The 25,074-nt window shown below is 44.3% G+C and carries 23 protein-coding genes and 1 tRNA gene; 13 read left to right on the forward strand and 11 right to left on the reverse strand.

Features of this window, described 5'->3' with window-relative positions; translation table 11 throughout:
• The first annotated feature begins 121 nt into the window (after positions 1-121).
• Complete coding sequence (locus HMAT_RS14120; protein WP_104383514.1) at positions 122-1,420, forward strand: hypothetical protein; 1,299 nt, start codon at positions 122-124, stop codon at positions 1,418-1,420.
• Positions 1,421-1,472: 52 nt separating this feature from the next.
• Here HMAT_RS14120 and HMAT_RS14125 read toward each other — a convergent pair whose 3' ends face one another.
• Positions 1,473-2,174, reverse strand: coding sequence for a LytTR family DNA-binding domain-containing protein (locus HMAT_RS14125; RefSeq protein WP_104383515.1), 702 nt, complete (start codon positions 2,172-2,174; stop codon positions 1,473-1,475).
• Between the two features lie 145 nt (positions 2,175-2,319).
• Here HMAT_RS14125 and HMAT_RS14130 point away from each other — a divergent pair, with 145 nt between their 5' ends.
• Entirely contained in the window at positions 2,320-4,218 is a 1,899-nt protein-coding gene (locus HMAT_RS14130) for an ATP-binding protein (protein WP_104383516.1), read from the forward strand.
• 99 nt (positions 4,219-4,317) lie between these two features.
• A complete protein-coding gene (locus HMAT_RS14135) occupies positions 4,318-4,947 on the forward strand; it encodes a response regulator transcription factor (RefSeq protein WP_104383517.1) in 630 nt (209 codons plus the stop codon).
• Here HMAT_RS14135 and HMAT_RS14140 read toward each other — a convergent pair.
• On the reverse strand, positions 4,940-5,611 hold the full coding sequence (locus HMAT_RS14140) for a Crp/Fnr family transcriptional regulator (protein WP_233789310.1): 672 nt from the start codon (positions 5,609-5,611) through the stop codon (positions 4,940-4,942). The genes HMAT_RS14135 and HMAT_RS14140 overlap by 8 nt on opposite strands.
• 70 nt (positions 5,612-5,681) lie before the next feature.
• Between HMAT_RS14140 and HMAT_RS14145 the strand changes: the two genes are divergently transcribed.
• The gene (locus HMAT_RS14145; RefSeq protein ID WP_104383519.1) at positions 5,682-6,401 is read left to right on the forward strand and encodes a LytTR family DNA-binding domain-containing protein; all 720 of its coding nucleotides are present in this window, start codon (positions 5,682-5,684) and stop codon (positions 6,399-6,401) included.
• 124 nt (positions 6,402-6,525) lie between these two features.
• Positions 6,526-7,296 (forward strand): hypothetical protein, encoded by a 771-nt coding sequence (locus tag HMAT_RS14150; protein ID WP_158655885.1) that lies wholly within the window; start codon positions 6,526-6,528, stop codon positions 7,294-7,296.
• Positions 7,297-7,482: 186 nt separating this feature from the next.
• On the opposite strand, the gene HMAT_RS14155 is transcribed toward HMAT_RS14150, so the two are convergent.
• From HMAT_RS14155 to HMAT_RS14165, 3 genes are all read right to left on the reverse strand, one after another.
• A complete protein-coding gene (locus HMAT_RS14155; protein ID WP_104383521.1) occupies positions 7,483-9,909 on the reverse strand; it encodes an outer membrane beta-barrel protein in 2,427 nt (808 codons plus the stop codon).
• Between the two features lie 131 nt (positions 9,910-10,040).
• Complete coding sequence (locus HMAT_RS14160) at positions 10,041-10,826, reverse strand: hypothetical protein (protein ID WP_104383522.1); 786 nt, start codon at positions 10,824-10,826, stop codon at positions 10,041-10,043.
• Positions 10,827-10,828: 2 nt separating this feature from the next.
• On the reverse strand, positions 10,829-11,530 hold the full coding sequence (locus HMAT_RS14165; protein WP_104383523.1) for a carboxypeptidase-like regulatory domain-containing protein: 702 nt from the start codon (positions 11,528-11,530) through the stop codon (positions 10,829-10,831).
• A 236-nt stretch (positions 11,531-11,766) separates the two neighbouring features.
• Between HMAT_RS14165 and HMAT_RS14170 the strand changes: the two genes are divergently transcribed.
• The 6 genes from HMAT_RS14170 to HMAT_RS14190 all read left to right on the forward strand — a co-directional run bounded on the left by HMAT_RS14170 (position 11,767) and on the right by HMAT_RS14190 (position 18,663).
• Positions 11,767-12,282 carry a hypothetical protein gene (locus HMAT_RS14170; protein ID WP_104383524.1) on the forward strand — a complete coding sequence of 172 codons (516 nt, stop codon included), beginning with the start codon at positions 11,767-11,769 and terminating at the stop codon, positions 12,280-12,282.
• 120 nt (positions 12,283-12,402) lie between these two features.
• Positions 12,403-13,719 carry an OmpA family protein gene (locus HMAT_RS14175; RefSeq protein ID WP_104383525.1) on the forward strand — a complete coding sequence of 439 codons (1,317 nt, stop codon included), beginning with the start codon at positions 12,403-12,405 and terminating at the stop codon, positions 13,717-13,719.
• A 1-nt stretch (position 13,720) separates the two neighbouring features.
• Positions 13,721-14,857 carry a hypothetical protein gene (locus HMAT_RS27070; RefSeq protein ID WP_158655886.1) on the forward strand — a complete coding sequence of 379 codons (1,137 nt, stop codon included), beginning with the start codon at positions 13,721-13,723 and terminating at the stop codon, positions 14,855-14,857.
• A gap of 10 nt (positions 14,858-14,867) precedes the next feature.
• Positions 14,868-15,266, forward strand: coding sequence for a nuclear transport factor 2 family protein (locus tag HMAT_RS14180; RefSeq protein ID WP_158655887.1), 399 nt, complete (start codon positions 14,868-14,870; stop codon positions 15,264-15,266).
• A gap of 29 nt (positions 15,267-15,295) precedes the next feature.
• On the forward strand, positions 15,296-17,695 hold the full coding sequence (locus HMAT_RS14185) for an ABC transporter permease (protein ID WP_158655888.1): 2,400 nt from the start codon (positions 15,296-15,298) through the stop codon (positions 17,693-17,695).
• Positions 17,696-18,273: 578 nt separating this feature from the next.
• Entirely contained in the window at positions 18,274-18,663 is a 390-nt protein-coding gene (locus HMAT_RS14190) for a hypothetical protein (protein ID WP_158655889.1), read from the forward strand.
• A gap of 147 nt (positions 18,664-18,810) precedes the next feature.
• On the opposite strand, the gene HMAT_RS14195 is transcribed toward HMAT_RS14190, so the two are convergent.
• The 6 genes from HMAT_RS14195 to HMAT_RS14220 form a co-directional block, all read right to left on the reverse strand.
• Positions 18,811-19,566: a hypothetical protein gene (locus tag HMAT_RS14195; RefSeq protein ID WP_104383529.1), complete on the reverse strand. Its 756-nt coding sequence runs from the start codon at positions 19,564-19,566 to the stop codon at positions 18,811-18,813.
• A 170-nt stretch (positions 19,567-19,736) separates the two neighbouring features.
• Entirely contained in the window at positions 19,737-20,405 is a 669-nt protein-coding gene (locus HMAT_RS14200; protein WP_104383530.1) for a hypothetical protein, read from the reverse strand.
• Positions 20,406-20,489: 84 nt separating this feature from the next.
• Positions 20,490-20,759, reverse strand: a complete 270-nt coding sequence (locus HMAT_RS14205; RefSeq protein WP_104383531.1) for a hypothetical protein — start codon at positions 20,757-20,759, stop codon at positions 20,490-20,492.
• Between the two features lie 6 nt (positions 20,760-20,765).
• Entirely contained in the window at positions 20,766-22,136 is a 1,371-nt protein-coding gene (locus HMAT_RS14210; RefSeq protein ID WP_104383532.1) for a tyrosine-type recombinase/integrase, read from the reverse strand.
• Positions 22,137-22,336: 200 nt separating this feature from the next.
• Positions 22,337-22,408: transfer RNA gene (locus HMAT_RS14215), tRNA-Glu, on the reverse strand.
• A 111-nt stretch (positions 22,409-22,519) separates the two neighbouring features.
• On the reverse strand, positions 22,520-23,161 hold the full coding sequence (locus HMAT_RS14220) for a 4'-phosphopantetheinyl transferase superfamily protein (protein WP_104383533.1): 642 nt from the start codon (positions 23,159-23,161) through the stop codon (positions 22,520-22,522).
• Between the two features lie 266 nt (positions 23,162-23,427).
• Between HMAT_RS14220 and dcd the strand changes: the two genes are divergently transcribed.
• Positions 23,428-23,964 (forward strand): dCTP deaminase, encoded by a 537-nt coding sequence (dcd, locus tag HMAT_RS14225; RefSeq protein WP_104383534.1) that lies wholly within the window; start codon positions 23,428-23,430, stop codon positions 23,962-23,964.
• A complete protein-coding gene (locus tag HMAT_RS14230) occupies positions 23,964-25,073 on the forward strand; it encodes an MBL fold metallo-hydrolase (RefSeq protein WP_199768674.1) in 1,110 nt (369 codons plus the stop codon). The genes dcd and HMAT_RS14230 overlap by 1 nt, the downstream gene beginning before the upstream one ends.
• Position 25,074 lies beyond the last annotated feature (1 nt).

Genomic DNA, 25,074 nt, shown 5'->3' on the forward strand with positions numbered 1-25,074 from the left:
CGTTACTTTTGGTTCTTTTGTCCGGTTCCTGAGACTTTCGTCCCCCTAATTAACCGCTTGGTCGAAAGAGGATTTCAATAATGAACATTGGAAGTTATAATTGCATAAAAATCATTAAGCAATGAAGTATATATTGTTCTTACTTATTTTTCTTGTCCTTTCGTGCAAGAAGGACAAGGATCCATCGGGAGAGGAACCTGTACCTGTTTTTTCAGATCCGATAAAGCGGGAAAAGGGAACCTCCCTCGGTGACGGGGTTACAAAGAACATCGGTGCATCAGGAGGATTTCTGGAGCTGGGACAACAGGTACGTCTTGACGTGCCGCCCGGGGCGGTGGATGAACCGACGCTATTTAGGATCCAACCCATCAGCAATACCCACGATGAACTGTCTGATAGGCCTGCATATAGACTTACACCAGAAGGTCTCATTTTTAAGAAACCTGTAAAGATCACTTTTAACCACGATCCTCTTGATTCTGGCAATCCTATTTCTAGAATGATTGCTTTTCAGCGCAAGGATGGGGTCTGGTGCGGGGTTTCAACGGCACTCGAAAGTGATACGAAACATGTCAGTACAACGACCACACATTTCAGTGACTGGGTATGGTTGGATCGGGTGACCCTTCGAAAGGACAAAGAATCTGTGGGAAGCGGGGGTGAAGTCAAACTGAAGCTGATGGAACAGATCCTCGGGGCATTAAACGCAAACAACCATATCGACAGTATTCCTCTTGCGGCATTGGAGGACATCGGTAAATCAAAGGATCTCGTGGTAAAGAACTGGAAAATAATATCAGGTGCTGGAAAGCTTTCCCCAAAGATAAATTCCAGTATGGTCTTGGGAGATGCGATATATTATGCACCCCATAATATAACCAAAGCGGAAGATGTCGAAATCCAGGTAGAAGTAGAGAGTAAAAATGGGTATGTCAGTGATCCAAAGGCACCTAATGGCAGACGGAAATTCGGAAAATTAATTTTATTGACCAAGATCCGTTTGGAAAAGGAAACTTATTTCTATCTGACTATTGGAGGTAAGCTTCTGGATCTTTCTGGTGGATTAAGTGGTGCGATCATGGGCGGACAGATATCCGTGGGTTCCCAGGACGAAAAAGGGAATCATCAGGTGACCTTGTTCTGTATGGGGGCGGAGACAGGAAGTTATCCGGGGGGGAACGCGGCCGGTCAATCATTTCTTGGAATTTCTATTTTAGAAGGCGGAACCCCAAAGATGTTTGCCAATATGTACTTGGAATGTAGCAACGGAGAACATAAGTTCGGCGGGAACACTCGAATAACGAGCACGAGGGGTTTTATTACGGGCACCTATAACGGACCTGTGTATTATAGCAACAAGGGGTGCGGGATTACCGAAAGAAGGGATGTAAAAATCGATTTCAAAATAAAATCCTTATGATATTGAGGAAAATGCCACATTGTTCCGGTTGATGTGGATCAATCCACACGGGCTAGAGAAGAAAAGGTTTGATTTTAGGAAGGTAAGACCTACCCACGATAATCTCGGGTCCATCTTCCATAAAGAGAGAGGTACAGGATCCTGTCCTCACTACGCGTTCGATCTTCGACAGGTTGACAATAAAGGATCTATGTACCCGTATGAAGAGGAAAGGATCGAGTTTCTGAACGATCTTCCCGATCCCTAAGGAACTGATCCATTCCCGATCTTCTGTGTATAGTACCGTATAATCCCGGGCGGCCTTGATGTACCGGATCCGGGAAATGTCAATCCGGGAGAATCCGTTTGCGCAGGGCACAAAAAGATAAGGGTGTCGTGGAATGGAATCCTTTTCGCAAGGTACATTTATATTGATGAGCTTTCTGATGGTCCGTTCCAATCTTTCCTTTTTCAAGGGCTTGCACAGAAAGTCCAGGGCTTCCAAGTCGTAAGCGTCCTGGGCATGTAACCTGTCGGAAGAAGTAATGATTATCTGCGGAGAATTGTGGCTATCCTTGCGAATTTCAAATGGCTTAGATCCCCAGAGATTAAGATCGAGAAAGATAGCATCAGGTACCTTATTGGCTATCAACTTGGTAGTTTCCTTCAAGCAGGCCGTTTCGACAATAGTCTTTATTCCTGGGACAAGGGCTAAACTCTCCCGGACTATTATTCTTGTAGTGGGATCAGGATCTGCAATAAGGATTGAGTACATAATATTATTATAAGATCAATGAACAAATTTATCCCTACATAGTGGTATATAATATCGAACAAGTTCTTAATTCCGCGGATTACGTACAATCACGTATAAGAACCTCTTTACAATACTGGGGGGCGGACCATCTACCTTATTTTAAATGATACTTAATAGACCTTTATTGATTTTACTGGCGTTAATGATGGTATTATCACAAGGTAGTGTCTTGGCTAGGGATACTACTATCGTATTGAAATTTATCGACAAGGCAAAAGAACTGCACAAGAAAGGGAAACCAGATTCCGCTGAATATTATTTCAATCAAGCAAACAGGCTTTCCAAGGTTATAGGGCATGATAATGGCAGACTTGCGTTTTTGGGTAACTACAGCGTATTTCTGTACGAGCAGCTTCGGTACGAAGAGGCGCTATCCTTTGCACAGCAGTCCCTTGAGCTAAGCATGAAATTGGGCAACCGGGCGAGAGCAGCAGCAGCCTACAACAATATTTCGCTACAGCTTCAGGCAATGGGGAAATTGGAGGATGCGGCCAAAAACCTGGTAAAGGGATTGGAAATATCCTCTTCGATCAAAAAACCGAGCAATCGCGACCTTTCCGACCGGCGGAAGTATTATAACAACCTGAGTTCCCTTATGCTTGACTTGAATGACGTTAAAAAGGGGCTTGAGTATGCGTGGGAATCCCATAAGCTGGCCCAGAGGTTAAATGACACCCTAGCCATGGGGCGCAGTCTGGTCAACATCGTTGTGGCCGAGGCAATGTCCAGAGATTTTGGCTCAGCTGAGCGGCATGCCGTTCGCTTAAAGGAAATTGCATTGAAGTATGGAGATGTACAGATGGAGATCAAAGCTCATAATAACCTCGGTGATATCTACAGGATGCAGAAAAAGTATACCGAATCATTGCGGAGTTTCAGAAAGGCAGCGTCACTTTTGTCCCCTGAATTTCCTGGCAATGAGGTTTACGTTCTATCGGGAATGTCCTCGGTAAATAAAGATATGGGTAATTTCTCCATCGCAGAAGGTTATTTCCACAGGGCAATGGAACTGGGCAAGGAACAACTTCCCAAGCCACAGCTCCTTGAGCTGTACCTGTCAGGTTCTGAAATCAAAGAAGGCATTGGAAAATTTAGAGAAGCACTTGAATTGCGCAAGATGTACCGATCCCTAGCCGATTCCCTCAAGGATAGGGAAACCCATCGGTCCATCCAGGAACTTGAACTGAAATACAGGACCATGGAGCATCGTAGAAGTATTGCGGAAAGGGATCTTATGATCGCTGAGCAGAACACCGTTCTTGAGCGAAATAGCAAATGGGTCACTGTTTCCATTTCTATTGCTGTTTTACTGGCCTGGGGGATAATGTTCATACGGATAGTTGGAAACCAGAAACGGAAGAGATTGGAGCTAGACTACGAAAGGTATCTCCTGGAAGCACAGCTTAACGGCGAGGAAACAGAGAGGGCCCGAACGGCACGGGAATTACATGATGGGGTTGCAAGTGTCCTTTCCGCTGCAAAAATAAGGATCTACAATGCAGCAGTTACTGGTCGGGAGAAAAAAGCGCTCCCGGAGATCGGGGAGCTGATCGAAGTTGCCGTCCGCGAGATCAGAAATATATCCCACAATCTTGCCCCCGAATTCCTGCTCAGGGAAGGACTTGCATGTGCAGTAGAATCGTTCTGCCATCGGATAAACGGCAATGGACTTTCCATTGATTTTTATCTTATTGGCGATATTCCCCGATTTGAAAGGACTGTGGAATTGACGCTCTATAGAACGGTTCAGGAGACCGTCACTAATATGGTTAAACATTCAGGAGCAACTGAAGGGATCGTACAACTTGAGGCCAATGGAAGTGTCTTACGGATAACCGTCGAGGACAATGGCGTAGGCTTCGACAAAAATAATCCCCCAAGGAAAGGGTTGGGATTGAGCGGACTTGCCTCCAGAGTTTCAAATCTGGGCGGAACAATTGAAATCCGATCTTCTCCCGGCAAGGGTACTACAATCTACATCGAGATCTGTTCAGTCCAATAAAATAGATGGTGAAGCGAACATACCTTAATTTCTTCTATGGGTAGAAGTACGGTAGAAAGAAATACTGACGATTAGTTACTTTGTTGAAAAATTATAGATATGACAACGATAGGAATAGTGGATGACCATCCCCTGATCATAGAGGGACTTGTTCAGATGCTGGACACTTTCCAGCAGTTTGAGGTTGTACTAAAGGCCCATAGCGGAGAGGGCCTTCTCTCTGCACTGGAGAGAACCGTTCCAGATGTACTACTGCTCGATATTGAGCTTCCCGACACCGATGGAACGGCACTCTGTTTAAAGATTCTCGAGATATGTCCTGAACTGCCCATTATCGCTCTTACCAATCATGATGAAGTCCTTTACGTAAGGAAGATGATGAGAAACGGTGCGATGGGCTATCTTTTGAAGGGAACTGATCGGGAAGGGCTTGTTGAAGCTATCATGAGCGTAATATCCGGAAAACAGTTTATCGATAGGGAGATCGAACGGTCCATAATAGATCAGGCTATTACCGGGAGGAATGCGGCGGTGAACGTAAAGCTGACGAGCCGGGAGTGTGAAGTATTGGCATTGATCGCGCATGAACATTCCAATCAGGAAATAGCGGATAGGCTCTTTCTCAGCGTTCGGACCGTGGAGGGGCACCGTTATAGCCTAAACCAGAAGCTGAACATCAGGACTGCGGCAGGTTTGGTCAGGGAGGCCTATTTGAGGGGACTTATCTGATCTGTCCCCTCTGTCCCAGCCCTTTCCTGATGCGGCTCAGACTGTCCTGATGGATACCGAGAAGGGAAGCTATGTATTTTTGGGGTACATTTTGGATCACTTTTGGCTGGGTTTCCATCAACTTGTAGTAGCGCTCTTCGGCGGTCATGCACCTTGATTCTACCTGATTGTCCTGAAGCCAGCCCAGGAGCCTGTCCATGATGGCCATTTCCATGTCTTTCATTCTTGGGACTTCTTCCTTGAGCAAAGTAACGCTCGCCAGATTCCACACAAGCACTTCAATCTCACTGAGTGATTCAAGGGCGCAGGTGGATTCCTGTCCGTTCTGCAGGAGAAGTGGGGTTGAGAGAAAGTAATTGGTCGATTCGATTCCCAGGGTATGGTCCACACCATCGTGGATTCGGAACAGACGGGCAATGCCCCTGATCATGAAATACATTTTTTTTACCAATTTCCCTTGTTCCATCAGGACAGTGTGTGGTGGAAGAACCATGTGTTGTGTGTTTTTTCTAATTATCTCAAATTCATCACGGGTGAAGGAAATGTTATATTGCTGCGCAAAATTACATACTTGATAAAAATGTTTTCTGTCAACCATATCGCTTGTTATATCTGGAACCAAAGAATAATACCACAATATACCAAAATTGCCCAACCTGGCCAATTCCTGACATTTGTCAGTTCAATCAGCCTGTTTTGACCACTAATTTTGACATATATCAAAGTTCAGAAAAATGGTAAAGCAATCAGTGCTCATTGCGGACAGCAATGGTTCTTTTAGACAGGAACTCCGCAAAAAGATCATGTCGTTGGATTTTCCTGCTATATTTCATGAAACCTGCAATGGTCCGGAAACGGTACGATATATCGATTGCCTACAGCCCTCGGTTGTATTCATCAATGCATCGCTACCCAGATTAGCAGGATTCGATGTTCTTGAACGGATCAAACACGATCCGATTTCTGTGGTAATTTCTAATAACCCCGAAGATGCGGTCAGGGCAATCGATCATGGTGCCTCGGGCTACCTGAACAGGCCAATCTGTACAGAAAGTCTTAAACGTACCTTGATCCGTATCGGTACTCCTGATGTGGCAAGACCATTTTCTTCAGCCCAGCAGACCGGATACCCCAATCGTATATTTTTGGAAAAAGGAGGCAGGCTATTAAAAGTGAATGTACCTGAGATCACCTATTTGCGGGCAGACCGGGACTATACCTGGATCTATACCGCCGGCAATAGTGCCTATCTCAGCAACCATGGTATTGGGGTTCTCAGCCAGAAGCTTGATCCCGATAAGTTTATGCGGGTCCACCGGTCCTACATGGTCAATCTGGAACATGTTCAGGAACTCTATAGGGATGTCAGGAGACTTTATCTCCTTGTGACCGGAGAGGTCGAGATCGGGGTGGGAAAGCAGTACGTTCCGATGGTCCGGGAACTTATCTTCTGAATAGGGGGACTCTACTCCAGCCCACGTAATGTCCGTAGTTTTACGCATTTGGGGATTGAGGTAAATGAACGGTCTATCTTTCCATCCAATTGTCGGAATTTTGCGTAGATTTTTTCACCTAAACATGACTAGACTAAAATTGCTCGTTATCCTTGGTGGTCTGAGCCTCATGTCGGAATCTTGCCGGACTGACGCCCCTACCCCAATTTGTCATTCTCAACTAAATAGTTATACCGTTTTCGAAAAAGGGGATACTTCCACTTTTCGGATGCAATACGATAATCTGAACAGGATCGTTTCTTATAACTGCCCGGAGGAGGACGAGTTTATGAATTTTGGCTACGACCTTTCCGGAAGGCTCAACCGGATCGATATGATTGATGCAGGACAAACACAGAAGATGGTAATCACCTATTCCAAAAATGGTGAACCGGTCAGTGCCGTTGTTTCCATAATGAAAGAAGGAACAAACCGGATCTATGGTAGAAGGTTCATCGATTATGAAATGATGGACGGGAAGGTGGTGGGTATGAAAGTTCTTGAGACCGGGGGCTCCTCGCATGAAATTCGCCTGGACTATTCTGGCGATGATCTTGTAAGGGTGACTTTAATCGGAAACGCAGGTTTCGTTTCCCATGAATTTGAACTCGGAAGAAAAAGGTCCCCCTTTGCATCGACCAATTTCAGGCATATCCTCAGTGCTGACCTGCCTCTCATTCTTTGTTCTACCAAAGAATATACGGGCCATACGATAATACTATCCGAAGGAATGACCATACCAACAAAGATTGAAAACCATACGGATCCAAATGGGACCTACATCTGCATAAAGGAACCTATCGAAATACCTTTATCCCTCGGAGTCGAATTAAAGTATAAAGGAACCAATATTTAGTATTTGATGTAGTTTAAGCCAATATTTTCTTTGAAGGTGAGATAGGAAAGTGAGAATATGGACTTCGGCGGTTATTGTCATTGTCCTTTCGTTCTGGGGCGTCGACTTGATGGGGCGTTAGTCCCGGACCGCGGGTTAAATTACATTGACAGGACAGTCAAAACTGTCCTGTTTTGAACCTTTCATCTATGTACGTTGCTGCTCGCTCTGGGCCCCGCCCCCCTGATAACTACGATCGTTCTTGGTACCTTTCGTAAACCGGTATCTAAACGATAGGTTGGCGGTCCTTGAATCGCGCAAAGTAGAGAAGGTCGCATAGGTTCCGGCCAGATAACTAATTTCACCAGCATTGATATCGCTGTGGAAAATATCATTTATCGCGAGATTAAAGGAACATCCGGCATTCATCTTGAAATTGATGGCAGAATTTACCCTTGTGCGTTCCTGCATGGAAAACTGCGCGAATTTCTGACCTCCCTGATAATCTCCATCCAGCTGAAAGGTCCATTTTTCGGAAGGCTTATAGGTGAGCGTTGGTCTGGCGATGATAAATGTTCCCCTGGTATCCATCTGCTGTCCAAAGATCGTACTTTTGGTGTGAAGGTAATGTATGGCCGCATGGCCGATCAGTGTCAACTTCTTTATCGGGCTATAAGTAACATTGAGCGTGGCACTGATTGTCTTCCATGATCCAAGATTGCCTTGCTGACTGTAGTAGATGCCATCCTCGATCCGTATGGTCTCGGTCATGAGGTCTGTTACCTGCGCATAGGCAAGCGTGAAATCGACAAGTGGCTGGAAATTGTAGGAAAGCTCTGTCTGATTTATGAAGGAGGGCCTCAGATAAGGCGTACCTGTGTAATAAGTATATTTGTCAAATGGGGTCACGAACGGATTCAACCAGGCATAATGGGGGCGATCGATGCGTCTTCCATAATTCAGGCTTATGGCATGTTTGCTTTCAGCTGATGGCTTGTACTGCAGAAAAACGGTGGGGAAAAGGTCCATGTGCCGTCTGTTGAACGAAGAATCGGATTGCATTCCGTTGCCGAGCTGGTGGCCACTGGAGAGCGTGCCTTCAAAACGTAAGCCGGCCTGATAGCTCCATTTCCCATATTTCCCATCGATACTCGTATAAGCGGCGTGAATAGACTCCCTGAACTGGAAATGGTTCGTCTTTTCAAGGTCTACGACCATGTCGTCCTCCAGTATCCTGTAAAAGTCCGCGTCGTTATCGGTCAATGTCCTGCTGCTCTTGAGGCCTGACGATACACGTATGGTCTCTCCAAAGGGATGGACGAAATCTGCCTTAGCGGAGTAGATGCGAATATCGTTGGGTACCTTGCCGAGCTGTGATTCGAATGCCACGGTTTCGCCGCTGGGTAGATAAGTGGTATTATCGAAACGCTGTTCGTTGTTTCCCTTATATTTCAGGAAATCAAGGTCAATCGTAAATTTCTGCCCGGACCCCGGTTTTTTATAGCGATAATTAAGGTTTGTTCCCAGGTTCGAAAACGTACGTTCTTCGATATTGTTTGCTATTAGGACAGAGTCCCGGTTTTCTTTAAAGTCCATAAATCGGCTTTCTCCAAAGGATTTCAGTTCAAGCGGAGAGGACCGGAGGCTCAGGTTGACACCAATAGTACTCTTTTCATCCACAAAATAATCCGCTCCGATCCTGCCGGAGATAGCAGTTCCTTTTCTCCTTATCCAGGTATCCTGGGAAAATATCGGTGACATGACCGATTGTCCGCCGTCGAATTTACGGAGAATATCAAGATCGGTATAGGTGTCCGTTGTCGAGAGTGAGGTGCTGACTGATAGGGCCCATTTGTCGCTATTTACTGCAATATCGGCACTATTGTTTGTCTGTCCGTATTTTCCTTGCTGATAAGCAAGGCTCACACCTCCATGTATACCCTTAGATCGATATCGTTTGGTATGGATTGCGATGATTCCCCCGCTTCCCGAAGCGTCGTAGTTTGCAGGTGGATTTGTCATCAGTTCTATCCGGTCGATCTGGGCTACCGGAATAGTACGTAGAAATTCCCGTAGCTGCTCACCAACAAGATTGGTCGGTCGGTCGTCAATATACACGGAAACATCTGATTTTCCCGAGAGACGGATGTTTCCGCTCTGATCGAGCTGTACACCAGGTGATTTTTCAAGGGCCTCTAGCGCCGTTCCACCAGTACTGGACAACATGATATGGGGATTTATTACCGTTCTGTCGTGACGTTTCTCGATATAAGCCCGATCTGCGCTTACGGTCACCTCAGCTAAATTACTGGAGTTGGGCTTCATCGCGATATTCAGTTCTAAAGATGCGGGCTGTTTTATCAGGATAGAATCTCTGGACCAGGCTTCAAAACCAATCATTGTACTTCTGACCTGATAGTATATCCCAAAGGTCAGCTTTTCGAATATATACTGGCCGGAGGAATCCGAGCTGACGGAGGTGATAAGGCTTCGATCGTCCTGTCGGTAGATGTTGATCGTTGCCCCCTGTAGGGGTACGTTCTGGATAGTGGTAACCTGGCCCTCGATCTGCTGTCCGAGAGCCAAAGTCGAACACAAAGTGAATATGGCTAGTAATGGAGATGCTTTTTTCATGAATATTGATAGGTAATCTGTTGTTTGCGAAAGATAGAAAAATGGGTAGGTTCGCCACAGGTATGTTCGACAAACGGAGGAAATTATCGATAAACGTCAACTTTTACACCCGATACATTCTTTTATGGGTACTATCTATACTGTTTTAATTTTTCCTTGAGCTCTTCCATCTTCCCATGCGTCAACCCAAAACCGTCGGTGACATCCCAGATAATGTCTTGGATCTCGTTGTGTATCTTCATCCATTCGGGGACTACGTAATCTTCCTCATGCGCAGCTACGGGATCCCAATGCGCATTGACCTTAAGTCCTGGATGCCCTTTCAGCAGCTCAAGCAGTTTGCGTAAGCTAGGGTCTGAGGTAACTATAAATTTGGGGTAATTGTTCCTCGATATGGGGAATACCTGTTCGGGTCCGATGTTATCGTACCAGGGCATGGATCTGTTTTTGTTCAAACATGCCATTCCGATATAGACCGTGGTCGTATCCCGGCTTCCACCGTACCGTTCAGTCGGCGGGACGGTGATCAGGTACTTTTCTATGCTGAGCCCGTTCTGCTTGTCGTGGATTCTGCTTACCCCGATCAGCCCCGGAGGAAGTTCCACGGTGACGGGAGGAGTGCCCGGCATTCTGTCGTTTACGAAATTGATGTCCACATAGAAAAAATTTGCATGAGCGTACAGCTTTCCCAGATCGGGATCAAAAGGATGGTCCTTTCGCTCTACGATCCGTATGCCCTGCGGTAGTGCTAATGCCACACCCAAAGGTTCCTCTTCGCTGTTGCCAAGGCCCGGGTTTCCATTGGATGGGAGGATAACGATTTTATAGTCGTGCTGTTCCGGCAGAACGGCGTCGTCCTTGGCGCATGATGTCAACAGCAAAATTAATGCAGCGGTTCCAAATAAATATTTTATCATGGTTATCTATTATATTCCAGCTTAAAACAATTGTCACACTGAGCTGCGATCTGCGGCTCAAAGTCTAGGATCAGCTCAGTTGCAAAGCTATCTTCGGTATTCCATCTGCGGAGTTTCAGGCTTTCGCCATTATAGCGGGCGGTGACTTTATATCGACCGATCGGCACATCCAGGATCTGATGTCCGTCCATAGCATACCTTTCCAAGATCTGTCCCTGGGAACCATCAATTAGGTTGCCCTGTGGGATAAGGCTAAACCGTATCTTGTCTGTTTCCAGATAGAGGCCGGTAAAGCTATCGATGGTTACTGTCCCCCCATAATGTCCGGTTAAAGGAGCTGCCTTCTGACCGGAGAGCTTCCAGGTGAAATGACGAACGGCGCCCTCGGGTCCAAACCCCGTTGGTTCCTCGGGATGTAGATAGCACTCATAGGTCTTTCCGTTGAACGGTATCTTGTGGACTGCAAATGCGTACCAGCTCCCGGTTTTTGGGAGCGCCAAAGTGTAATTTCCTTCAGATGTTGTTTTTGTCGACAGGTTGCTGTTGAAGAATATACTGTTGTCCACGATGATCTGGACTCCCGGTATCGGTGAACCCATTTCGTCCCTTACCGTTCCGTAGACTTTTCCGGAATTTTCGGGAGCTGTGTCCTTTTTGCCGCACCCCAGTGCGGAGGCCAAAAATAAAAGATAGAAGATTCTCATGGTAGCAAAAATAGCCTTACCAATAGTCGATTTTTAGGGTAGTATTTCTCAAAAAAGAGACCCCAGTAGTACTACTTAATGAAAGGGCAACAGAGAGGTTCGCACAGTGCCTACGTAAATCTCATGTTGGGTAGTAGTACTTAATTAAAACGTTATGAATCACGATAGCTTTGCCGAGTCAGCTTCGGTATTTTGTTTGCTGACGAGTGAAAAATTTGAATCTTAAATAATGATATATGAATCCAATAAAAACAATCGGAGCGGCGGCTATGGTCTTGCTGCTGGGCAGTAACAATTCTTTTGCACAGTCTTTTAAGCAAGGCGACAAGCTTTTAAATGCCGGTGTGGGCATTGGGGGAGGCTTGGGCATCCCTGTGGGAGTCAGTTATGAACAAGCTGTCTCTGACCGTATCAGCGTGGGCGGCTACCTTGCCTATGCCAGAAAGAAGGAAAGCTATAATGAATACGGTGAATGGAAATATAGCTATATCTTGGCTGCAGGGAGGGGATCTTATCACCTGAAGGTAAATTCGGAAAGGTTCGATCCTTATGGTGGCGCGATGCTGGGCTATAATGTAGCATCTGTTAAATGGTCGGGAGATGGCTCCGAACCTATTTCTGCATCAGCAGGAGGATTTATGTGGGGCATTCATATCGGAACCAGATACTGGGCTTCGCAAAAGGTAGGTGCATTTGCAGAGCTTGGTTACGGCGCTACGGTACTGAACGTAGGCGTTGCATTTAAACTGTAATCATTCTCGTCTAGCCTCCAGCACCTCTATCGTAAAATTAGGGCCGTTAGTCGAAAAGATCGTTTGTCTGTCCAGGTTCATTATATTTTTGTCCTTACAGATTATCAATATCATACCCATATGAAAAATTCAATATCAAAAGCATTCATAGCATCAATTGCATGGATCAGTATATTCACGAGCATATCTATGGATGCCAGTGCCCAGTCCATATTAAGAAAGATAAAGGGCAAGGTAGAGAACACGGTAACCCGAAAAATACTAGAGCAGACCGATAAGGAATTAAACAAAGGTTTGGACAAGGTGATTGAATCTGCGGGAAAAGGCAATTCCAATAATGGAGAGGAGGATTCTGGGGGATCCGTTAATAGGACCGAAGAAGGAAGAAAGCCCATAGGATCGTTCAGTAGGTACGATTTCGTACCTGGAGATACGCTCCTGTATGCGAATGATTTTTCCACAGAAGCTCTGGGCGAACTTCCAGCTGGATGGAACAGCAACAGGAGCTCGGTAATCGTATCCCTGGACGGTATCGGTGGAAAATGGCTTCGACTTGCCCAGAACAGTGTTTCCTTAACGGATAATGAAAAACCATTCGGTAGCGATTTTACCCTTGAATTCGATCTTGTGATGGATATCGATTTCAAGGGTTGGCTCCCCCCTTCGTTCCAGTTCGGACTTCTGGCATCGGGGAAAGAATCGCCGAGTTCCAATAAGCTGCTGGTCGATCCCAAAGGAACCAAGTCGTTCTATATGGAAATCTCGCCGCTCGCGGATGCGGGGAATATGAATCTGGAGAGCCATGTTGGCTATATCCGTCATTTCCACAGCGCTCCCGAGAGGAATCCGGCTGTAAAGAACTGGTATGGACGGCCTGTCCATGTAGCGGTCCAGGGCCAAAAAGAGCGTTTGCGCATCTGGATAGACGGCCAGAAGCTTTATGATGTCCCCAAAGGGATAGCAAAGGAAGGAATCATGAACCAGCTGTTCTTGCGCTTGGGCAGCAGCCCCTATAAAGATGAACAGGTAGGTGTTTTCATTGGTAATATCAAAATTGCAAAGGGCATTGCCGATACTAGACATAAACTCCTTGAGGAAGGGAGATTTGCCACTACGGGCATCCTGTTCGAAACCGCTTCGGCTTCCATAAAGCCAGAATCCACAGGGGTATTGCGATCGATCGCTGCTATCCTGGAACAGGATCCGGCAATCCGTCTCAATATTGTGGGCCACACTGATGGTGTGGGAGATGCTTCGGACAACTTAGCCCTCAGTAGCAAGCGGGCCGAAGCGGTTAAAGATTGGCTGGTGAAAACCTCAGGAATTGATGGTGGAAGGCTGATGACCTCAGGCAAAGGAGAAACGGAACCGGTCTCCGAAAATGCTACGGCATCGGGTCGGGCCAGGAACCGAAGGGTGGAATTTATAAAGATATGACATGTTCAGGAAAGCAATAGTGATTTTTTCGGCCATCATTTTGATCGGGTGTAACGGGAAGGATCCCGAGCCCCAACAGGGTGAGGGAATGAAGATTGATGTACTCGGGGCCGCGAGCACTAAAACGACTTCCAATGGTCTTTCCACCATCTGGATGGCTGACGGCGGAAGCAGCACGGCGTTTATTCCATTGAACCACGATAAGATCTGGCTTAGCGGTGCCCATGAACTCCAGATGGACGGTGGCCGCAATCTGGTCTATTTTGGTACGGAACTCATTGGGGGGAGGGCTCGGGTAGTTCTATTTACCTATGAGGGGAAAAAAGTACTCTCCGATGAAGTGGGCCTTATGCTGATGACGGACCGGCAGGAAAACCTCTATTCCTATCATAGGGATGCCCAGGGGAACCTGTACCTTCACTCCTCCTGTCAGACAGTGGGATATCGAACCATCAGTTACGTATATAAGATTGATAATCTGTTGGGCATTGAAAAACTGGACATGCCAGCGGATATATCATTTGCACTTTTCAAGATCCCTACTGGCCTGATCTCGCTCAAGGCAACGTATCTGCACGACGCTATAGAAATCAGTATAGCGCATCAGATTCGGGGAATCGAGAAGGCGAGGGTCGATCTGGCAGGATTTGGGGATCAGCACGTCCATTCAGCATATTATAACCAGATGGGCAGATTGGTACTGTTGGTAAGTGCTATGAAGAATGAAGATAAAAAACCTGCGTACCTATTGCTAAGCATTGACCCTGAGAGTGGAAAAGTGGTGCGCCACGCGCTCAACTTACCTAAAGAAAGATATAACTTTGGAAAGGGTATAATGGAAGGTAATGTACTTTTTGTACCCGGCTGGGAGAGAAGTACTAACCGGGCCTTTTATTTCCGGATCGATACGCAGACTGACCTGAGTGAACTATCCGTAACCAGGACCGAGCTGGAGACCGATCCACAGTTGCCGCTCACCAAGGCTTCTTTTCTACAGCGGATAAATGGGGAGATATACGTTGGCGGGGAACAGTTCGGCAAAGCTTGCTATTGGAAGGGCGGTAAAATGGTCCGGCTCGAAAGTGATCCGAGTATCGTCCGTTCCTATCCGATACACTTCTTGGCCTATCGAAATTGAATTAAACAGTATGGAAGAAAAGAATAAAGCGCTTGTCAGGGAGCTCTACAGCTCCTTTAACCAAAGGGACGATTGCCGGATTGTTCAGTTGTTATCCCAAGATATACGTTGGAATCAGATGGACGGATTTCCCGGAAGGGGCAGATGCGTCGGAATCACCGAAGTGCTCGGACATGTTTTTGCAGGGCTGCGTTCTGAATGGACGGACTGGCAGTCTGTTGCCAACGATTTTTTTGCCGATGGTGATACTGTTTTTGTAAAAGGGTATTATTCGGGGACACATAGGGTGACCCGGAAGGCATTCAAAGTGCCGTTCATTGGCGAATACAGAATAGAAAAAGGAAGAATTTCCGAATTCAATCAATTTACGGACACTTTCCGTATTGTACAGGCCATGGTTGCAGGCTGACCTTGGTAAAAACTGAAAAACCTACTGAAATGGTAAATTTAAGGATCATTTTACGGAGCATATTAAAACGTGGAACGGTGAGCGTCGTTCACCTTTTGGGAATGTCGGTGGCATTGGCGACGGCGATATTGCTGTTCCTTACGGCCAGGTTTGAACTGTCCTACGATAGCTTTCATGAAGACACGGAGCGTATTGGTTGGCTATATAGTAGGAGTTACGATAAGAACGGCGTAAAGTACAATTCCTCGATGGCAGCTCCCTTGGCTCCTGCCCTAAAGGCGGAGATAGCCGGAATTGAATACATCAGCAGAATGGCCAGCGGAAGTATACTTCTAAAGAACGGTGATAAGGAATTGGGGTCCACCAGCAGGTATGTTGACGATGACTTTCTGTCCATATTGTCCTTTCCTCTTATTGAGGGTGATAAAAATGCATTAAATGATATTGGAAATATAGCACTGGAGGAAACCATGGCCCGTAATCTTTTCGGATCTGTCGACGTACTTGGAAGGATGGTTAGTGTCAACATTGATGGGATTTGGGAGCAGAAGGTCATTTCAGCCGTCCTTGGCGAGATTCCGCAAAATTCCAGCATCCGCTTTAGTTCGCTTTTGAGGTTTGAACTTAAACCAAATTATATTACAGACAGGGATAACTGGACTTCCCAGAACCATGATGTTATCGTTAAGCTCCGGGATAGGACCGTATTGGATAGCGATTTTGCGAGAGAAACCAAGGCGTTCACCGGACTCCATTACAGGGATGAGATTGTTAGGCTGAAAAACTCAGGCGGAAACCCGGATGAACTGGGTAATCTGTTTTCTCTCAACCTGATTTCCATCAGGGACTATCATCTCAACAGTTTCGGTATTTCTGGCGGCCCTCCATCCTTCTATCCCTGGATCTTGCTCACGGTGGCGGGACTTATCCTGATAACGGCATGTACGAATTTCGTCAGTCTTACACTTGCGGGGTCCCTGCAACGCAGCAGGGAGATCGGTACGCGAAAGATACTTGGAGCAACACGCAAAGATCTAGCGGTCCAATTGTGGTTGGAAACGTTTTTTGTATGCTTCCTGTCTTTGACCCTCGGACTATTTTTTGCTTGGCTGATCCTTCCTGAATACAATGCAATGTTAAACTACCGGCTCGGACTATCGGCATTGTTATCTCCCGAAACCCTGATCTTTTCTGTCGGTGTTTTTATATCGGTCACCTTGCTGGCTGGTGGATATCCTGCGTTCAAAATTGCTGGCATGAACGCGAAAGAAACTTTAAGGGGCGACGTTACCATTAGATCGTCCAGGCTAAGGAGCGGGTTGACTGTCCTTCAATTTTCCATATCAGTACTATTTATTATCTCTGCAATTGTCGTCAGTTCACAGGTAGAATATCTGGCAAGCCATTCCCTTGGCTATAATACATCAGAGGTCATCAGCATTCCGATAGGTAAGGGAATCGACAAAGGGCAGGCATTGGAAAGGATGCGTGCGGAGCTCTCGAAGGAGACCTGGGTAAAAGCTGTAAGTGCGTCGGACGTTAATCTGGGACTGGGCAGCGATGGGACCTTGAGAAGTAGCATTTTAAAGTTTTCACAGGAAAACAAGGAATACAGTACCAATTATATGTGTGTAGAGTACGATTTTCTCAAGACTCTAGAAATCAAGTTACTCGAGGGCCGTGATTTCGAACGGACTATGTCTACAGATACTGCTGCTATAATCGTTAATCGTAAGATGGCAGAGCAAATGGGTGGTATTAAACATATTTTAGGGAAAAATATTGCGCTCAACGGAGGAAGTACGGTTATAGGAGTAGTCGACGACTTTCACTTTCAGCATCTCCGGAAGAAAGTGGAGCCATTGAGTCTTTCCATAAATCGGAACGTTTCTGATATTGAGTACCTTTTTGTCAAGGTAGAGACGGATTTACTTCCTAAAACGATGGAGAATATTTGGAAGGTATGGAAAAACGTAAATCCGAATGCGACCATTCCAGCCTCTTATCTGGATGAGAATGCAAATAACTTATACAGAAAGGACCGTACGTTTTCCACGATCGTAATGATAGGCTCCGGTATCGCTATTGTCATTTCCTGTATGGGACTTTTTGCGTTGGCTCTGTCTGCCACCGCAAGGAGGGTTAAGGAGATCGGTATCCGTAAAGTCTTGGGAGCATCGGCCTGGAGTATCATAAGACTAATTTCTTTGAATTTCATTAAGCTGGTCTCTTTGGCATTTGCTATTTCTGCCCCCATTGCCTGGATGCTCATGAACTCTTGGTTGCAAACTTATGCATATAGGATAAAAATGGAGTGGTGGATGATGGGAATTGCTGCAATGATCGTATTTTTAATAACCTTCGTCACCATATTTTGGCAAACTTACCGTGCAGCTATTGCAAACCCTGTCGAAAGTTTGAGAATTTGATCATACTACTCTTGTCTAATTTTGGGCCAAGGACACAATAAACCAAGAAATGGGGATTCCAGTTTCCTGTGTGGATGCGAAATTATAAGAATAACCTCTTTTACAAAGAGGATGCTATCGTTTTTTATATCCATTAACATTGAATCGGTACATAAAAACAAACCAAGTTCAAAATACGCTTTATGCAGGAATTATACATCCAAACATTGATCAGAATGGGAACGTCGCTCAAGGATAAAATACAAAATGTCTATTAAACTTATTTACAGTTTCCACCGAATATGGAAAAATGGTTCAACTTAGTGTTTTTGTGCACTTTTATAGAAGCTAGCTTATTGCGTATCCAAAGTACGTCATAACGCCTTTTCGTTATTCTGGATCCTCCGATTGACTGTAAGCCATTAAAATATTATTCAGTTAAATGAACTTTCAATAAGATGGCAAAAAAGATAGAACCTCGACTGTGAAGTTTGGAGTCGAAAAACTATTCAATTTAGTTTATTCGATTTTTTTGATGATATTTTTTACTCAGAAGGAGGAATGACTGTAAATACTTATCTTTATCAAATTATAAAATTATGATGATGAGATATTTAATAATTATGTTCTTGCTATTCTCTTGCATCAATATATATGGACAGGTTCAGGATTTTAAAGCTATTCCAAAGGATATTTTGGGAAAGCTCGATTCATTGGGAACCGATGGTTCTCTGTTGCTTAATCTTAATGAAAGTGCCTATTTCAATGTGTTATTTGAAAATTCTACACGAAATTTCGATTTTACCAACAAAAAAATCGCTTTTATTGGAGGGAGCAACGGGGCAACTTTAAGTGACAAGTTCAACTATTTTAAAGATGAAAAAGATAGATATAAACGTAGTCTGAGTATAACCCACAGTTCATTGAAGATCTTTAATGCCGAACAAAAAAAGAGATCAGGTGGATATGATGCTGTAATTATATCTTGAAGTAAGATATCAGTGCCGATAGATAAAATTGTTGATAGGCTGAGGAGGAGAATTAATCTGACAAAACCTAACGCCGATTCATTGCAAAAAAAACGGAGATTTGATTTTTGGCAATCTTACTAATTATAAACCTTTATATTTCACAAACTAATCCAAACGCACCAAAGGAGACAAAGAGAAAATTCCACTGGAGATCTTTCCTTCCCATTCATAGAAGTAGGCTTGCCTCCTTTTGATAATTACCTTCTTGCTCCTGGGCATCCTTTCTTTGTCCAAGGGTTGTATGACAGTGATCTCGTAATGGTTGGCTTGGGGATTATTGACTTCAATTTCGATAGCTTTCTCAAAGCCGTACGAATATACCCCTAACTTGGAAACTTCCTGTCTCGGAAAACTAAATATTTTCGTTGAATCGATAACAACCTGCTTTTTTATTCTCGGAGAAAACATGCAATTTCTATTGTGTGGAGAATGGACTATGTTCTGGTAGTCTTTCCTTTTGTTGATATATATGGAAAGTAATTCAAAATTGAATGGAGTTATGCTGACCATCTTATTTTTCTCATAAGTTTCCAAATAATAGCTGATCTTCACTGAAATGGAATCATTATTTTTTTTGACCGATTTTTCCAGTACCGTTACCTTGGGTAATCTTTTTTCCAGATGTGGATTTAAGACTACCGTATCTCCCTGTAATTTCCAAGCACCTATGCTTGTAAAGGTTTCAAAAGTATAAGGAAAAATAGGATCGGTTTCAATAAGCTCAAATGTGCTGTCTGATTTTAGGGTCAGACGGGTAGAATAATCTCCATACGTGCCGGAGAAAGGTTTGGAAGTTTTCTGAGTAAGTATGGGGGACATCAGCAAAAAATAAACAAGCGTTGAAAACAATACCTTTATCATAATATGATTTTACATTGGTTTGTTATGGATATGATACAAATATATCACAAAATTTTCACTGGATTTACTCTCCATTATCCTTAAACGGGATAAGTTATTACCCAAGTGTGTTTCCTTCAACAAATTAAGCGTGTCGAAAGCGAAAGAAATCTCAACTCGATTGTTCCTTCTTATTTTTTTCTCAAGCTGTTGATGAATTCACCATTTTTTAATTCGATATCACATAGACTTTTAATATAGCCAAAAACCATCTTTTCATTTTCGGCCTCATAGGCTTTCAATTCTGCCGAGCCTATGGAATTGAACAGTTTGTAATAACGTAGCGCAGTATCTATTTTCAGCGGCCCTCCTTGCAATATCCTACAAAGTATTTTGACCCGGTGTTCGTAGCCGAGCTTTTCGTTCCAAATGGCATCGTCCAAAAAACCGAGCTTGTAAAGATAATACATCCGAAGCTTGTTGTTTTTTATGGATTCGATTGCCCCTTCGTTGTCACTGTCCACAAACTTTGAGAGTTGCTCCCTAAGATCACTATTGTCTTTTTTGACCGATTGGAGTGTCTCCCTGTCTTCTTCGCTTTTCTTCTTTAGTTCACTGACTTCCGCTCTGGAACCTGAAAGAAGAGTGGTCAGTTCTAAGTTCGTCTTTTCCATTTCCGAAATCCTAAGCTCAAGTTCCCGGATCTTACTTTCCCTGGAATTTCGGGGGCTTTCCAATATTTTGTTCAGACACTGGATCAGATAGGATCTCGTATCTGCCGGTCTGAAATCAATAAAGTACGATTCCCGAATGTCCTCCTCATCCTGGATAATATCGAAGATGATTCCCTTTGCGCTCATCTCCTTCAACGTCTCCCTGTAACGGCCAAATTTCTCTATACCGATCTTTACACCAATCCTCTTGGTCCCTTGCTCTGGTTCTGACTATTCTAAGAGCTCGATGATAGGTAATAACCGTTCAGCGATCTCCTTTACATTCTGCTCGATCGTGCTTCCATTTATCAGGTTATCGACCATGCCCTGGAAAGCGCCGTCATTGATTCCAAAGAAAAAATCCATCCATGCGGTGGAGAAGTATTTTCTTCCCGGGATATCATCCCATGACATACCATTCCTGCTCTGGATAAAGACTCTTGGGTACCACAGTATATCTTCGAGCTGTGATAAAAATTGCTGAAATTCTTTCATGTCCATATCGATCTATTTTTTGTTATTTTGTTCCAAAGCCATCCTTTCGGTAACCGTGTCCAGTATGAACTGGGCATTTTCTTCGGGGGTCATACGAATATATTTAAAGAAGTTGGCCTCTGTGGTATGTCCCGTGATCTTCATGATGGTCTGAGCTGGAAGCCTGTAATGTTTGTACATGTTTGTAGCAAAAGACCTCCTCGCCGTATGCGTACCCATTGCATCATGGAAAGGGATCGTTATTTTGACCCTTTTACCGCCGTCGGGAACCGATATCGTCACGGGATGCGCAAGCCCGGCCATTTTTCCGATGGTCTTTATATAGTCGTTCAACTTCTGGTTGCTGATCGGTTTTGGGTAGCGGTAGGTTCCATCTTCCTCACGGTACCTTTCCAATATTTCACGGGCGGCGGGCAATATCGGTATGGCGACAAATACCCCTGTCTTTTCCGTTTCGATATGGATGAAGTTGCCTACGACCCGGGCCTTTTCCTGAAGTACGGAATAGTCCTGGAAGCGGAGTCCGGTCCATGCGCCCTGTAGGTAAAGGTCCCTTGCATTGATCAGGCCAGGATGCCCCGTAAGGTCCACCGCAGCGATCGCCTCCAGCTGTTTGATATCATTATAGACCGCATCGGTATCCTCCTCAACCTTGATAAAGCCCTTTGACCGATAGATATCCGAACCGTGGAGTTTCTCTTCTTCGGATTCCCGCATGAACAGTTTGATGTGCTTGATGACTTTGCCGAAATAGTTCAGCGAGAAACGGGCGTCCTCAAACATATAGCTCCGGATATCGTGATAGAAATCCATGGTGATATCCTCAAAGTGGAGTCTCTTTTTTTTACGTGTTTTGATATAGTCCTTAAGAAGTTCAAGTGTTCCCTCATATGATAGTATCGTATTCTCACGGTAGGGAAGGCCCTTTCTTGGTCCTTTGATGATCAATCGTTTGCCTTCTCTGCTCAGTTTTATCTGCTTTTCGAAATAGGAAAGCAATGACAGGTCAGCTTTTTGCTCCTCTGGCCTATTTTCTCCATTTCCGTTTATCCCATCTATGACCTGCTGTTTGAAGGACTCCTTGTCGGGATAGGACTTAAAGTTGGAAACATGTTCCCTGTAGCTGGTTTCGACGACCGACCTAACGAAGGAAATTCGCTCGGAAATGGCCTTGGCTTCATGATGGTCAAGCCCTTTCAGCCCACCTACAGGCTTCTCTTTCTCCGGGTTCCATTTGGACGGGACGATCTTGGCTCCTGTTGGGATCTTGACCACGGGCTTGCCGTTGAATTCTACGAAACAGGTGATCGGTGTAGCTTTGGTGGAGCCGGATTCCCTTAGCCTGAAATTGATCCCACATTCTATCTTGACTGTCTTTACCATGGTGATCGTGGTTTAAAACGGTTAAACAATACGACAAGATACCAAATAAAGCGCTCAAAAGGAAGTTTTCAGGGGTCCTTGCCGGGGTTCTTTTTGGTGGATTTAGGAGAATCACAGAGAATCGTAAAAAGCAAAAACCGCATTTAAATATACTTAAATGCGGTTTTTGAATGTTATCGGCTCTCTTTGGAGTCTCTCGGTAGCCCGTAGGGGAATCGAACCCCTGTTTCAAGAATGAAAATCTTGCGTCCTAACCCCTAGACGAACGGGCCATTTCCTTTGTGATGCTGCAAATATAGAAGCTTTTTCAATAAGCGCAAAAAAAAAGTACGCTTATATCGCTAATTCGCTGAAATTGAGAAAAATTATTTTTTTAAGCGACCTTAGCCCACAGCATATGCAAGCATATATTCATTAAATTTTTCATAATGTACGTCAAAAGTCTGCTTGTAGTGATTGCTGTCCAGTTCGAGTTTCAGGACACCTTGCTTTTGGTATTCGAAGGGCTGTATCGTCATGTTGTTTAAGAATGAAACTCCTGAATTCCCCTGAAGTTTATAGATTGCCTCTTTGGCGCACCAACAGGCGTATAGCTGCTCGTACCGTGTATCGCCTTGTGTAATAAAAGCAAGTTCAACGGGTTTGAGGAATTTATGTTGGATCCGCTCCACTTTTGTTTTGATAATTTCCATATCTATTCCTACCTCCCCTTCTGTACTTATCATTGCGACAGCATAGTCAAAGGAGTGAGATAGCGATATCTTCTGTGGGAAATTGGCAAGATAAGGCTTTCCGTTGGCATCTGAAGGGCAGTCAATGTAAAGCGAAGTATTTAGCAAAGTACGCAACAAAACGCGTGTAGCAAGCCAATGCAAGCGCCGTTTGCCTTTATTAAAAGAACCCAGTTTAGCCTTCTCACGCTCGTCCAGCTGAAGTTTGGATAACAGATCATCATCGGATTCTTCAATCCGCCAAATGGCAAATTTGGTTTGCCCATCTATTTCACGTAAATACACTAGACTCATACCCAAATTTAAAAAACAAATTGCAAATTATCGCATGCTCAATAAGGGGCGATTAGATAAATTATTGTGTAAAGCACAGATAGCCGAGGGAAAAGCGGATCTTGGTCCACCCATCAAAATGAACGAACTGCGCTTATCGAAGCTTTAAAAGAGTCAATTGTCAATAAAAACAGCACTTTAAATAAAAAATAGCGTAAAAATTTGTGTGAGAACCGTATTTTTGAATTTATATAGCATGGCCTGATGCTCTTGCTATCTTGATACACATGATTTTATCGGATAAAAGAATTCTTGAAGAGATTGAAAATGGCAGTATTGTCATTCAACCATTTGACCGTAAGTGCTTAGGAACAAATTCCTACGATGTGCATTTGGGTAAATATTTGGCAACTTATGCCGATCGCGTATTGGATGCCAAAAAACATAATGAAATTGATCATTTTGAAATACCAGAGGAGGGTTTTGTATTGGAACCTAATACCTTGTATTTGGGTGTTACTCAGGAATATACAGAAACACATAAACATGTCCCTTTTTTGGAAGGAAAATCGAGTACTGGCCGTTTGGGAATTGACATCCATGCAACAGCTGGTAAAGGTGATGTGGGCTTTTGTAATACTTGGACATTGGAGATATCTGTCGCACAACCCGTCAGAGTCTATGCTGGAATGCCAATCGGTCAATTGATTTATTTTGCTGTAGAAGGCGACATCGAGACTTTTTACAATACAAAAGGGAATGCAAAATATAACGGCAAGACCATCCGTCCTGTCGAATCCATGATGTGGAAGAATAGTTTCTAATGAAAAACGTTGGATGGATTATCTTGGGGTTGCTATTGATTGTCTTAGTCAGTGGGCTGCTCTATTATTTTATCCATCCGATGTTTGGTGGAAATTTGAAAGGTGCCCGACTGGAGCGGATGAAGCAATCGCCTAATTTCAGAAATGGTGTATTTCATAATCTTGAGGTGACGCCTTCCTTGAAGAGTGATGTAAACATCGTCTCTTTAATGTGGGATTTTCTTTTCAACAAAAAACCGGGGCTGAAGCCATTAGGTGTATTACCAGCCCTAAAATGTGATCTAAAAAATTTGCCATCACAAGATCTTCTGATATGGTTTGGCCACTCATCCTATCTACTGAAGATCGATGGTAAATTATTGCTTGTAGACCCTGTATTCAGTGAAAATGCTTCACCCGTTCCGGGGAGTAACAAAGCATTTAAAATCGCAGTGGATTATACAGTAGCAGACTTTCCCAAAATAGATTATCTATTTATTTCCCATGATCATTATGATCATCTTGATTATGAGACCATCATCAAACTGCGTGAGAAGGTAGGTCAGGTCATCTGTGGTTTGGGGGTAGGCGCGCATTTCGAATCCTGGGGTTATAAAACAGAACAAATTGTCGAAGGCGATTGGTATGATCAGGTTACCCTTCATCCTGATTTTCAGGTAACTTTTACCCCCGCAAGACATTTTTCTGGACGTAGATTTACAAGAAATAATACCCTTTGGACTTCCTTTGTCCTGAAAACACCGAAATACAATTTGTTTTTAGGTGGTGACAGTGGTTATGGGAAGCATTTCAAGACAATAGGGGATCGATTCGGCCCGTTTGATCTAGCTATATTGGAGAACGGGCAGTATAATGATGCCTGGCACTATATCCATTCCTTGCCCGAAGAATGGGGGCTTGAAACCAGAGACTTACAAGCCAAAGTCACTTTGCCCGTTCATTCGTCAAAATTTGCCTTAGCAATGCATGGATGGAAAGAACCAATGGAAAAGTTTTATGAAATTGCCCAAAAAGAAAACAGTAAACTCATTACACCGAAAATAGGGGAACTGGTGCATCTGGACAAACTGGATACCGTATACGCTCCTTGGTGGCGGGAAGTCAATTAAA

Origin of the sequence: Sphingobacterium sp. HMA12 (assembly GCF_002933815.1) — a bacterium.
In the GTDB taxonomy this organism is placed as follows: Bacteria; Bacteroidota; Bacteroidia; order Sphingobacteriales; family Sphingobacteriaceae; genus Sphingobacterium.